This window comes from Bacillus sp. ISL-77, assembly GCF_018613105.1.
Genome location: NZ_JAGGQY010000081.1, coordinates 1 through 13,672 on the forward strand (window position 1 = coordinate 1; position 13,672 = coordinate 13,672).

Here is a 13,672-nt window from a genome sequence, read left to right on the forward strand (position 1 = left end):
AAGGTACTTTTTCAGTGGCCTCAATATGACTTACCGTGGGTTTTATTTTGCTATGGTAACCAACCGGGGTTCAAAATTCACCAATCGTAGTCTGTAAAGTTCCGAATAGCGGATGTATTAAAACCAAATTTTGATTTATTCCTTCCTAGGTTGTCTCTTTGTTTACTGTACATGAATTCCTTTCAATGAGTTCTGTATCAACAAACAATTTTATTTTATCAGAGTCATTATTTTCAATTTGTCTAATTAGTTTTTCAACTGATAATAATGCAATCTTGTCCTTTTTCACATGTATTGTCGTTAATTCAGGAGTAATTACTTGTGATTCAAAGATGTTATCAAAGCCGATAACAGAAATGTCTTCTGGAACTTTTATTCCTAATTCAGTCAGCGATTTTATTACGCTAATGGCCATATAATCCGCTTCACAAAATAAGGCCGTCGGTAATTGATCCATCCGTTTTTTGATTTTTTCTTTAAAAGCATCCTGGGATGAAATCACTGTTGGGGATAATGAAAAGTAATTATTTTCGGCAATTTTTAATCCGTGTTCAGTGAGTGCCTGTAAAAATCCTTTTTTTCTCATGTCAAAATTATACATTCTAGTATTTGATCCTACATAACCAATTTGTTCGTGTCCTAACTCATTTAAATATTGTCCTGCCTGGTATGCACCATATACGTTGTTCATCACGACAAAGTTTACGTTTAACGTTTCAAAACAAGTATCCAGGACAACTATATTCGGTTGTATGTTTGCGACTATATTAATTTGCTCTGGCGTTAAGTTGGTACCTAACAATAATATACCTGCCGATTTTTGTTCTTGTTCGAGCCTCGATACTTCCTCTTGAAGGCTTTCTATGCTGATAGATGAAACCGTAAGAGAATAACCACTTGAGCCGATATGTTTGTCAAGATTATGAATTAACTCCATAAAAAAAGGGAGCGATTCATATTGCTCTGTTACTATACCTACATTTGTGCAAGCAATAAACCTCAATAATTTTGTGTTTGGCTGAAAATATTGATCAGCTTTAATAATGGGGCGCGGAATGTATCCATGTTCTTGAGCGATTCTTAGGACTTTCTCGCGTGTTTTTTGACTTACCCCATTTTTCCCATTTAACGCCAGAGAGACAGCAGATTTTGAGACATTGGCTAATTTAGCAATATCATCTATTTTCATAAAATATAACACCTACCCACGTGATAAATAGTACTCGATATTTATATAAACTTATTTTATTAAATTATAGCATAAAATAGTTAGTTTAGTTATTGTTTAGTTCATTCAAATCGGAGAAAAAACAAATACTTATGATATAAATCCTTTTTATCAATCTTTAGAAAGGAAACTAAATAAAAACACCAAAATAAAAATGTTTATTATATTCTATAAATTACTAAATAAATTTATTAAATTAATTGACTGATAATTTAATAGTTGATATTATAGGTTCAAGAAGATGATATGTAACTAAATAAATTTAGTTGTTGGAATTACATAGGAGGCATAGAAAATGGAAAAGATTAAGCTTGGATTCGCACCCACTCGAAGATTTGTATTTAGTAAAGAGGATGCATTAAAGTTTAAACAATTAATTAGAGAGAAAATTGAGAGCTTTGGATTGGAAATGGAAATTGTTGATTTGGAAGGGATTAATGAAGAAGGGTTGTTGCATGAACGTTTAGATGAACCGGCCATTATTAAACGATTTAGAGATGCAGAGGTGGATGCTGTATTCTTCCCACACTGTAACTTTGGAACAGAGGATATTGTTGCACGAGTAGCAAAAGCAATTGGCAAACCTGTTTTACTTTGGGGTCCAAGGGATGAGGCTCCACTGGAAGATGGGATGCGTCTTCGTGATTCACAATGCGGAATTTTTGCAACAGGTAAAGTGCTAAGAAGATTTAATGTTAAGTTTACATATATTACGAATTGCAGTGTGGATAGCCCTGTTTTTGAACGCGGGTTTAAGAATTTTATTGGTGCAGCCAATGTTGTAAAGCAATTTACTAATCTACGAATCTTGCAGATATCCACTAGGCCCTCTGACTTTTGGTCTGTTATCTGCAATGAGGGTGAATTGTTAGAGACGTTTGGAATACAAATTCATCCGATCACTCTCGAAGAGTTGAAAAAAGGAACATTGAAGATAGAAAAGTCTGATAGCCCAGAATTAGATGAAGCAATTGGCTATATCAAGGAAAAGCTTGATTGGAGTGGAGTAACAGAACAGGATGTCCGGCGAATCGCTTCATTAAAAGTAGCGATGAAACAAATGGCTGCAGATACAGGAAGTACAGCGATTGCGATTCAATGCTGGTCAACCTTACAAGATATTATTGGCATTATGCCATGTTTGGCAAATGCGATTTTGACAGACGAACAAATTCCAGTAACCTGTGAAACAGATATACATGGTGCGATAACTTCCATTATGGTTCAAGCAGCTACATTAAATACGAAACCAACGTTTTTCGCAGATATTACCGTACGTCATCCTGAAAATCCAAATGGCGAGTTATTATTCCACTGCGGAAATTTCCCTGTATCGTTAAGTGTAGAAGAAAAGCCAAAGCTAAACAAACATTTCTTATTTGATGATCATTCTCCTGGAACTCATGAAGGAGAAATAAAGGGTGGAGAAATGACACTTGCACGTTTTGACGGAGATCATGGTGAATATTCTATATTCCTTGGAAGAGCAAAGGGCATTGAAGGGCCATTCACCAGAGGTTCATACGTTTGGGTGGAAGTAAATGATTGGCCATTATGGGAAGAAAAGTTAGTGAAAGGTCCATATATTCACCACTCAGTAGGTGTTCATGCGAACGTAATCCCGGTCCTGTTTGAGGCATGTGAATATATTCCTGGGTTGACTCCTGATCCGGTAGATCCAACTGAAAGTGAAATTAGAGCATGGCTTCGTGGGAGCGACCTTAATAAATAAAGCTGGGGGGTAAAAAGGATGACTAAAATTGAGTTTCTAAAACGTAAAGCAACAGAAATTCGAATGGAACTGCTAAAAATGATTTATGAGTCGGGTACCGGTCATACAGGTGGTTCGCTTTCCAATACCGATATCTTAACGGTTCTTTACTATCATATTATGAATGTGGATCCAAAGAATTCTAAATGGGAAGATCGTGATCGATATATACAGAGTAAAGGGCATGCCGTTGAATCGTACTGGGCGATATTAGCAGATAAGGGATTTTTTCCGAAAGAGGAATTAAAAACATTCTCCCAATTTAATACAAGATTAATAGGTCACCCAAACAATAAAGTGCCTGGTGTAGAAATGAATACAGGTGCGTTGGGACATGGGTTGCCAATCTCAGTTGGTATGGCCTTGGCTGCCAAAATGGATGAAAAATCGTATCGAGTCTATACCTTAATGGGGGACGGCGAGCAGGCAGAAGGGTCAGTTTGGGAAGGGGCTATGGCCGCTTCTCAGTACAAGCTGGATAATTTAGTCGCTATTATTGATCGCAATAGATTGCAAATAACAGGAAGTACCGAGGATGTTATGTCCCTTGAACCGTTAGGGGATAAATGGAGATCGTTTGGCTGGGAAGTCGTACAAGTTGATGGAAATGATATCGAACAGTTAGTAGAAGTTTTGAGCAATACGCCTAGAGTGAGCGGAAAACCAACGATGATTGTTGCCAATACAGTCAAAGGCAAGGGAATTTCATTTGCTGAAAATGTAGCAAAATGGCATCATTACGTACCTAATAAAGAAGAATATGAATTAGCAATGGAAGAACTTTCAAAGCAACTGGAGGTGCTACAATGACTAAAGCGGCTTTAAAAAGTGTAAAAGGAAATAAGATCGCTAATCGTCAAGCTATCAGTGATGTTTTAGAAGAATTAGCGAAAGAAAATAGAGATATTTTAGTCTTAACCAGTGATTCCAGAGGATCAGCTTCTCTTCTGAATTTTGGGAAAGAATTACCGGATCAAATTGTAGAGGTCGGAATTGCAGAACAAAATCTCGTTGGGATTGCATCGGGCTTGGCGGCTTCTGGTAAAAAACCATTTGTTGCATCACCTGCTTGTTTTTTAAGCATGAGAAGTATTGAACAAATCAAAGTAGATGTTGCGTATTCCAATACAAATGTGAAACTAATCGGCATTAGCGGCGGCGTTAGTTACGGTGCACTAGGCATGTCTCACCATTCTCTGCAGGATCTCGCTGTGACCCGTGCCATTCCAGGTCTAGATGTAATGATGCCAGCGGATCGTCATGAGGCGAAAAAAATGATTAAAGCATTAGTTGAATATGATAGACCGGTATATCTTCGAATTGGTCGCAATCCAGTTGAAGATTCATATGTATCTGAAGACTATGAGTTTCAAATTGGTAAAGCAGTGACGATGAAAGAAGGAACAGATATAACCATTATTGCAACTGGCGAGACGGTCAGAATTGCATTAGATTCCGCAGAAGCCCTTCAACAGGAAGGAATCGATTGCCGGGTTATCAATATGCATACGATTAAACCATTAGATAAGGAAGCGATTCTAAGGGCTGCTCAGGAAACAGGAAGAATTATCACCATCGAAGAGCATAGCATTTATGGCGGTTTAGGTTCAGCGGTAGCTGAGGTTGTTTCACAAAGCCACCCGATACCGCTCAAGATTCTTGGTCTGCCAGACGAACCGGCGGTTGCAGGAAAAACAGCTGAAGTGTTTGAACACTATGGATTAAGTGTAAGCAATGTTACCAAGATTGCCATGCAGATGGTGAATAATGGATGAGGTGTTCCTATGACAAACGAGAAATATATTCTTTCGATTGATCAAAGTACATCGGGAACAAAAGTATTGCTCGTTAATACGAGAGGACAAATAATTCATAAATGTTCTGTAAGTCATACACAATACTATCCACACCCAGGATGGGTAGAGCATGATCCGGTTGAAATCTATGAAAATGTTAAAACACTGTTGGAAGAGATGGTTCAAACATCTGCCGTCTCACAAGATAATTTAGCTGTTTTAGCGATTACAAATCAACGAGAAACGATAGTCGTTTGGGATAAAGAAACAGGAATCCCAGTTTATAATGCTATCGTTTGGCAATGTCGAAGAACTTCTGACAATTGCCAAGAGCTTAAAGAGCAGGGATATGAACATCTTATACAATCAAAAACCGGGTTAAAGGCAGATCCATATTTTTCTGCATCTAAGGTAAAATGGATTATGGATCATGTAGATGGCGTCAAAGACAGAGCAAGAGAAGGCGAGCTCCTACTTGGAACGATTGATAGCTGGCTCATCTGGAAATTAACAGGTGGGAAGGTCCATGCAACCGATTATACGAATGCAAGCAGAACTCTTTTATTTAATATTCATACCCTTCAGTGGGATGAAGAGTTGTTGGAACTTTTTTGTATCCCTAGAGAAATGCTTCCTGAAGTAAAAGATTCCAATGAACTATTTGGTGTTACCGAGGATGCAACTCTTCCGTTCACACAACTTCCAATCTCAGGTGTAATTGGAGATTCACAAGGTGCTTTATTTGGGCAGAAATGTTTTGAGCCGGGAATGGCCAAAGCGACATATGGTACAGGCACTTCCGTACTGATGCAAACTGATGGAATGGTGGATGGTACCAATGGTTTAGTCACTTCCATTGCATGGGGAATGAATGGGAAAGTAAGTTATGCACTGGAAGGGATTATTAATAGTACCGGTGATACGATTAAATGGCTGAAGGAGCAGCTCGAATTGATTGATGAAATTGATGAGGCTGAGCAGTTGGCAAGTTCTATATCAGATAATCAGGGTGTCTATCTTGTACCAGCTTTTGTAGGCTTAGGAGCTCCTTACTGGAAACCGTACACTCGTGCCGCAATTATGGGAATGAGCCGCAATACCGGAAAACAACATATCGTGCGTGCAGCATTAGAAAGTATCGCTTATCAGGTTAAGGATATTATTGAACTGATGCAATCAGAATCCAATATTCAAATAAAAAGTGTAAAAGTGGATGGAGGCGCAACAAGCAACCGCTTCTTAATGCAATATCAAGCAGATATGTTGGATAGCGATGTTATTGCTTCAGAAATAACTGAATTATCTTCAATGGGCTCTGTTTATTTAGCGGGTTTAGGAGTCGGAATTTGGAAATCCACAGAAGAAATAAATAAACTTAATCAAGAACATGAAATGTATCACTCTTTGATGACAAGTGATGTAAGGGATAAGTATTATCAAGGGTGGAAGCAGTCAGTAAATGGTGTTTTAATATATTAAATAATTCTACCGGCTGGAGGTTATCAATTTGGAATTTACAGAAAAAACGAAACTAGGTAATGTTTTGTCTAATAAAGAAGCTAGGGGCATATTGGAAAAACATATACCGCAACTTTTTGATTTAATGCTTGATCCAAGTCTAGGTACATTTATTAGGTTAGCTGATTTACCACAGCTTGCTTCGTATATTCCAGAATTAACACTGACGTCGGAAATTGTAACAGCACTGCAGCAGGATTTGGCAAAGGTCTCGGAGGAGTCGGAGGACAGCGGTGAGATTACACCGGCTACTGATTATGAAGATGAATCGGTGGTTAGAGGATCGGCGGCGATTACACTGCCTGATCATGTCGACAAGTGGGGCGTATTCGAGTTGAAATTGCAGGGCCCTGATCACGGAAATCCGTTTGTCGACGTAGCTCTGAGTGCTGAATTTAGTTTTGAAGATAGAACACTGGAAACACTAGGTTTCTATGACGGAGAAGGCGTTTACCGGATTAGATTTATGCCTGACACTGAAGGAAGCTGGGCATTCCGGACGAAAAGCTCCGCCAGATCACTTGATAGCATTGAAGGTCAATTTGTCTGTAAGGAAGCATTGGAAGGGAATCATGGTCCGGTTCGTGTACAAAATACATTTCATTTTGCTCATGAGGACGGAACAAGGTATATTCCGGTCGGTACGACTTGTTATGCATGGGTCCATCAGGAGGAAAGTTTGATTAAGCAAACACTGGAAACGCTTGAAACATCTCCTTTCAACAAAATGCGTATGTGTGTTTTTCCTAAATCGTATTCTTTCAATACCAACGAACCTCCCTTTTACCCGTATGAGGGATCGATTGAGGAAGGTTGGGATAATACTCGATTCAATCCATTGTTCTTTCAACATTTGGAACAAAGAATTATCGATCTCGGAAAACTTGGTATCGAAGCAGATTTGATTTTGTTCCACCCATATGATCGATGGGGATTTGCGGATATGATAAAGGGCGCTGACGATCGGTATTTGCGATACATCGTTGCCCGTCTTTCCGCCTATCGACATGTTTGGTGGTCTTTGGCCAATGAGTACGATTTAATGTGGTCTAAGGAAATAGATGATTGGGAACGTTTTGCAAAAATTATTACGGAAAATGACCCTTATAATCATTTGATCTCTATCCACAACTGTTTACAATTTTATGATTACAACCGACCATGGATTACTCATTGCAGCGTTCAACGCATTGATGTATACAAGACGGCAGAAAGCACTGATGAATGGCGGAAACAATGGAATAAGCCAATTGTTATAGACGAATGTGCATATGAAGGAGACATTGATCAAGGCTGGGGCAACATTCCTGGTGAAGAAATGACACGCCGATTCTGGGAAGGTGCCTTAAGAGGAGGATATGTTGGGCATGGTGAAACATACCTGCGTCCAGATGAGGTTTTATGGTGGTCTAAAGGCGGCAAACTGCATGGAAGCAGTCCCGATCGTATTGCCTTCTTAAGGGGCATCATGGAAGAAGGTCCAAAAGATGGATTGAATCCTTTGCAAATGTCATGGGATGCACCTGCGGCAGGAATACCGGACGAATATTATCTTTTCTATTACGGCTTTAACCAGCCTCGCTTCAGAGAATATCGGATGAAGCCAGGGACGAAGTATAAAGTAGAAGTAATTGATACGTGGAATATGACAATTAACGAATTGGAAGAAATCTATGAAGGAAAATTCCGAATCGAGCTCCCTGGCAGACAATACATGGCAGTCAGGATGTCAAGGATCTAATCTAAACAGGAATCTTCCCTTGAAAGTTTGAAAATATTATATATTTTAATATAGTTACGAAACAAAAATCAGCCAGGAAGCGTCTCCGGCTGGTTTTTTTGTTCGATATATTCTTTTTTGCATTGTCAGCGATATTGACATTTAGGAACCTGTTTGCTCAATAAATTCTCCACAGAGCTTGTTAAATTCAATTGTCCTTCCAATCAAAGTTTTCAATAAAGCGTACAAATGCCTTAACAACATTCCATTCCAGAGATTCCTTATGATAATACATCCACGTTCTTCGCAATATAGGATTTCCTTCTTGATCAAGTAGGTGGATTTTATGTAAATCTTCTATACCGGTAAGTACCCTGCTGGACAGGATGCCATAGCCTAAACCATTTATAACCATTTCCTTACAAGTATCAACTTGGTCAACTTCTATACTAATAAAGGGCGCTTGCGAATAATTTTCACCCCACCAATGATCAATGATTGATTTTAATAAATAATCCCCTCTATATTCAATTCTCGGAAGACTAGGGAGATCCATAATATCAATTTCATTCATAGAAGCAATGCAAATCTTTTCCTCAAATAATTGTTGTTTCGATAACCCTCGCCATCCATAATCTCCCCGAACAAAGCTGATATGAACATCCTTATTGTGTATAAGCTGCGTTACGTCTCTGCTCCATCCTGTAGTTACCTTGAATTCCACATGAGGATATTGCATTTTAAATAGTTTCAAAACATAAGGAAGTGCATAATTGGCAAAAAAGTTGGATACCCCCAATTTCAACGTACCTACCACTTTATCACTTTCGGTATGACTCATATTTTGGACATTTTCTTTAATCTTTTCATAATGAGCAAGGGCTTCCTCAGCACAATGAACAAGATATTCTCCTTGTGGGGTAAAATGCACTCCTCTGCTTTCACGAGTTACGATTTTAACGCCTAGTTCTTCCTGCATATGCTTTAATCGAGTCGTTAACGCGGGTTGAGTAAGAAATAAGAGGCGAGCTGTTTTTGTTAGATTCTTTTGATGATAAAGCACCTTTAGTATTTCCCAGTCACGATAATCCATTTTTCCACCCATCTATCTGATATAAATATTTTTTATAGATTAATATAATTTTTTAGCATTTTATTTATTTCAATTATTACATTATCCTTATTCTAAAGCAATTGATAATTACTTCACTAAATAATCCGAAACAAAGCATATAAAGTAACACAACAATGGGGGAATTGGGAATGGGAGTACAAAATAACGAACATAATCCATGGAGGAAATTTAATGGTCCAAACCTGGGCTATGTAATCGAACAATATGAGCGGTACACGAACGGGGAAGACACCATTGATCCAAAATTAAAAGAGCTTTTTATTAAATGGGGCTCCCCTTTGTCTTTTGAATCAAGTCATACTGAAGAACCCCTCAATAATGAATCTGTCAATTCCATAAATTCCATAAATATACAGAAAGTACTTAAAATAGTAAAACTACTTGAAGATATTCGTTCAAACGGTCATTTAGCGGCAAACATGAACCCATTACAAGGGAATTCACAAAATCCAGAGATATATAATCTAGAAAAACATGGGGTAAGTGAGCAAGATCTGAAAGCGATTCCATCCAACCTTGTTTGGGAGGAGGCACCAGCAGGTATTCAAACCGCATGGGATGCTATCAACCATTTAAAGCGTATTTATACCTCCACACTAGCCTATGAATTTAACCATGTGCAACATATGGATGAACGAGCATGGTTAACTCAAATGGTGGAGCAAGGTTCCTTGCATCGCTCCTTATCTAAAGAAGAACAAACGAACTTGTTACAGAGTTTGACAGAGGTTGAAGGATTTGAACAATTTTTGCATAAAACCTTTGTCGGTCAAAAGAGATTTTCCATTGAAGGCGTTGACATGCTTGTCCCCATGCTGAATGAAGCCGTGCACGAAGGTGTCGGGGATGGAGCACGTAATGTCGTGATTGGAATGGCGCATCGCGGCCGCCTAAGTGTCCTTGCGCATGTGTTAAACAAACCATACAGAAAAATGTTCTCTGAATTTCAGCACTCGTCTGCCAAACAACAGGGTCCGTCAGAAGATTTGGTCGACATAAGTGAGGGCTGGACTGGAGATGTGAAATACCATTTAGGCCGAAATCGATTCATGGAAGGCCCCGGAAACGTTCGCGCACGTATTACTTTAGCCAATAATCCGAGTCATCTTGAATTTGTTGATCCGGTAGTCGAAGGTTTTGCAAGAGCTGCCCAAGAAGAACGAAAGCATGCTGGTTACCCTAAGCAGGATGTTAAGAGGGCGTTTGCGATTTTGGTCCATGGTGATGCAGCCTTTCCGGGCCAGGGGATTGTAGCGGAGACCTTGAATTTAAGCGGGTTAAAAGGATATCGAACAGGTGGAACCATCCACATCATTGCCAACAACATGGTCGGCTTTACGACAGATAGCCACGATTCTCGTTCAACGAGATATTCGAGTGACTTAGCAAAAGGATTTGAGATTCCGATTGTACATGTAAATGCGGACGATCCAGAAGCATGTCTGGCTGCCGTTCGTCTGGCTTATCAATACCGAACTCGGTTCCAAAAGGACTTTTTGATTGATTTAGTTGGGTACCGGCGATTTGGCCACAATGAAATGGACGATGCAGCAGTCACCCAGCCACAGGTTTACAAAAAAATCGCGAACCATCCAACGGTAAGAGCGGTGTATTCCAAACAGTTGCAAAATAGTGGCATTCTCAAACTAGAAGAAGTGGATGAAATTAATCGCAGCGTACAAGAAATGTTGAAAGCTGAGTTTGAAAAAGTGTCTGAAAAGAAGCAGAGTGAACCTCCTGCAGAAGTAGAGGTTCCGAGGGTGATCGCTAAAGGAATTCCGCCAGTAGAAACAAGCGTGCCACTTGGTACCCTTCGTGAATTAAACCAAGATTTGCTGAAATGGCCGGAAGGTTTTCATGTATATCCAAAGTTAAAACGGATTCTGGAGCGCCGTAATTCGGCACTAGAAGAGAACGGGAAAGTAGAATGGGCGGTAGCAGAAGTGCTGGCATTTGCGTCGATGTTAAAAGATGGGACGCCGATTCGTCTAACCGGCCAAGATTCTGAGCGTGGAACGTTTGCGCAGCGGCACATTGTGCTCCACGACTCCGAAACAAACGATACCTATTCACCACTGCACCAGCTTCCGCAAGCACAGGCTTCGTTTGCGGTTCATAATAGTCCGCTGTCTGAAGCAGCGGTTGTAGGTTTTGAATATGGATATAATGTATTTGCTCCTGAAACACTTGTCATGTGGGAAGCACAATATGGCGACTTTGCCAACACAGCACAACCCCTCTATGATCAATTTGTTTCATCCGCAAGAGCGAAATGGGGGCAAAAATCAGGGCTTATTCTCCTGTTGCCTCACGGGTATGAAGGCCAAGGTCCGGAGCATTCAAGTGCCCGTCCGGAACGCTTTTTACAGTTAGCAGCTGAAAACAACTGGACAGTTGCCAACCTGACTAGTGCAGCCCAATATTTTCATATTTTACGCCGTCAAGCAACCATCTTAGGAACAGAGTTTGTTCGGCCATTGGTGATTATGACGCCAAAGAGTCTGCTTCGTCACCCGTTAGTCGCTTCTCCAGGTACTGCGCTAAGCGAAGGCCATTTCCAAACAGTAGTGGAACAGCCTCAGCTCGGAAAAGAGACAGACAAGGTAAAGCGTTTAGTATTAACAACTGGTAAGATGGCCATCGATCTGGCTGTAGAAATCGATTCAACGAAAGAAAATCGAAACTTAGAAGAGATACACATCGTTCGAATCGAACAATTGTATCCATTTCCTCAGGAAAAAGTAGAAGCGATCATGAAGCGTTACCCAAACTTGAAGGAAATCATTTGGGTACAGGAAGAACCGAAAAATATGGGCGCGTGGCACTATATCGCCCCAATTCTTTTTGATCTTGCTTCCGGGAGCCTGACAGTTGGTTACATTGGACGTCAGGAGCGTTCAAGTACGGCAGGCGGCGATCCAATCGTTCATAAAAAGGAACAAGAACGCATTATCCAACAGGCTTTGAACTATATAGAGTCTAGTAGATACTCAGAAACAAGAAAGAGAGTTTAGTTCTAACTATCCATCATCACTCACAAATTACGATAGTTGAAATACTAGCATAATAGGAGACTTACCATCATACCTAGGAGGATACACCACATGATAGAAATAAAAGTACCAGAACTGGCAGAATCCATTACAGAAGGAACCATTTCACAATGGCTCATTAACATTGGTGATAAAGTGACCAAAGGAGATAGTGTTGTTGAGCTGGAAACAGACAAAGTGAATATCGAATTAAATACCGAATACTCAGGTATAGTTTCAAAATTATTAAAAGAGACGGGCGATATCGTCGAAGTAGGCGATGTAATTGCGATTATCGAAGAGAATACGGCTGCAGGAGCCACTCCAGGCACTCCAACTGTTCCAGCTGCAGCTTCGGAAAGACCGGCAGAAGAAACTTTTAATCAACAAAGCAACCAACCTGAGCCAGAACTTTCGAAAGCCGCACGTCCAATTGCTTCACCAGCAGCAAGAAAATTGGCAAGAGAACGGGGAATCGATTTACACCAAGTAAGCAGCCGTGATCCACTTGGCAGAATTAGAACAGAGGATGTAAAAGCATATACACATACACCTGCGGTTAAAGAAGAACCAAAGTTGGAAAAGACCAGCCCAAAACCTGTCGTACAACAAATAGATGAAGAGTTTGACAAACCAGTAGAACGTGTGAAAATGTCCCGCCGGCGTCAAACCATCGCTAAACGCTTAGTAGAAGTCCAGCATACAGCGGCGATGTTAACCACATTTAACGAAGTGGATATGTCTGCTGTTATGGATTTACGCACGAAGCGAAAAGATGCCTTTTTCGAAAAACATGGTGTTCGTCTTGGGTTCATGTCGTTCTTTACAAAAGCCGTGGTTTCGGCTTTGAAGCAATTCCCGCTTTTAAATGCTGAAATTCAAGGCGATGAATTGATTTTGAAGAAGTTCTATGATATCGGAATTGCCGTGGCAGCACCAGAGGGGTTGGTCGTACCGGTTGTACGCAATGCGAACCAGAAAAACTTTGCCGAAATCGAACAAGAAATCAGTAATCTCGGTAAAAAAGCTCGTGATAATGCCCTTACTTTAAATGATTTACAAGGTGGAACATTCACGATTACAAACGGCGGAGTTTTCGGTTCATTAATGTCAACGCCGATCTTGAATAGCCCGCAAGTGGGGATTCTCGGTATGCATAAAATCCAAATAAGACCAGTAGCGATTGATCGTGAACGAATGGAAAACCGCCCGATGATGTATATTGCCCTTTCTTACGACCATCGAATTGTCGACGGAAAAGAGGCTGTTAGCTTTCTTGTTGCAGTGAAAGAATTGTTGGAAGATCCTACATCTTTATTATTAGAAGGTTGACTTCGCCCCTGGATAAATCCAGGGGATTCTTTTTTAAACCTTCATCAAAGCCGCCTTTCGGCCGGGGCTTCCAGGTCTTACTACTTCTCCAGTTCATTACGACATGTAGTAAAAACTCAATACCGCAGCCCAATCATAGG

At 40.2% G+C, this 13,672-nt stretch carries 9 protein-coding genes; 7 read left to right on the top strand and 2 right to left on the bottom strand.

Annotated features, from left to right (window positions below; all coding sequences use genetic code 11):
* Positions 1 to 145: 145 nt before the first annotated feature.
* Positions 146 to 1,189, bottom strand: coding sequence for a LacI family DNA-binding transcriptional regulator (locus J7E77_RS27305; RefSeq protein ID WP_214718373.1), 1,044 nt, complete (start codon positions 1,187 to 1,189; stop codon positions 146 to 148).
* A gap of 334 nt (positions 1,190 to 1,523) precedes the next feature.
* On the opposite strand from J7E77_RS27305, the gene J7E77_RS27310 reads away from it, so the two are divergent.
* The 5 genes from J7E77_RS27310 to J7E77_RS27330 are packed head-to-tail and all read left to right on the top strand — an operon-like array spanning position 1,524 to position 8,054.
* Positions 1,524 to 2,960, top strand: a complete 1,437-nt coding sequence (locus J7E77_RS27310; RefSeq protein WP_214718375.1) for an L-fucose/L-arabinose isomerase family protein — start codon at positions 1,524 to 1,526, stop codon at positions 2,958 to 2,960.
* Positions 2,961 to 2,978: 18 nt separating this feature from the next.
* A complete protein-coding gene (locus J7E77_RS27315; protein WP_214718377.1) occupies positions 2,979 to 3,809 on the top strand; it encodes a transketolase in 831 nt (276 codons plus the stop codon).
* Positions 3,806 to 4,774 (top strand): transketolase family protein, encoded by a 969-nt coding sequence (locus tag J7E77_RS27320; RefSeq protein ID WP_214718379.1) that lies wholly within the window; start codon positions 3,806 to 3,808, stop codon positions 4,772 to 4,774. Before J7E77_RS27315 ends, J7E77_RS27320 begins: the two co-directional genes overlap by 4 nt.
* 9 nt (positions 4,775 to 4,783) lie before the next feature.
* The gene (gene glpK / locus J7E77_RS27325) at positions 4,784 to 6,274 is read left to right on the top strand and encodes a glycerol kinase GlpK (RefSeq protein WP_214718381.1); all 1,491 of its coding nucleotides are present in this window, start codon (positions 4,784 to 4,786) and stop codon (positions 6,272 to 6,274) included.
* Positions 6,275 to 6,302: 28 nt separating this feature from the next.
* The gene (locus J7E77_RS27330; protein WP_214718382.1) at positions 6,303 to 8,054 is read left to right on the top strand and encodes a DUF5605 domain-containing protein; all 1,752 of its coding nucleotides are present in this window, start codon (positions 6,303 to 6,305) and stop codon (positions 8,052 to 8,054) included.
* A gap of 187 nt (positions 8,055 to 8,241) precedes the next feature.
* On the opposite strand, the gene J7E77_RS27335 is transcribed toward J7E77_RS27330, so the two are convergent.
* Positions 8,242 to 9,126, bottom strand: coding sequence for a LysR family transcriptional regulator (locus tag J7E77_RS27335; RefSeq protein WP_214718383.1), 885 nt, complete (start codon positions 9,124 to 9,126; stop codon positions 8,242 to 8,244).
* Positions 9,127 to 9,296: 170 nt separating this feature from the next.
* On the opposite strand from J7E77_RS27335, the gene J7E77_RS27340 reads away from it, so the two are divergent.
* On the top strand, positions 9,297 to 12,182 hold the full coding sequence (locus tag J7E77_RS27340) for a 2-oxoglutarate dehydrogenase E1 component (RefSeq protein WP_214718385.1): 2,886 nt from the start codon (positions 9,297 to 9,299) through the stop codon (positions 12,180 to 12,182).
* A 90-nt stretch (positions 12,183 to 12,272) separates the two neighbouring features.
* Positions 12,273 to 13,532 (top strand): 2-oxoglutarate dehydrogenase complex dihydrolipoyllysine-residue succinyltransferase, encoded by a 1,260-nt coding sequence (gene odhB / locus J7E77_RS27345; protein ID WP_214718386.1) that lies wholly within the window; start codon positions 12,273 to 12,275, stop codon positions 13,530 to 13,532.
* The last annotated feature ends 140 nt before the right edge of the window (positions 13,533 to 13,672 follow it).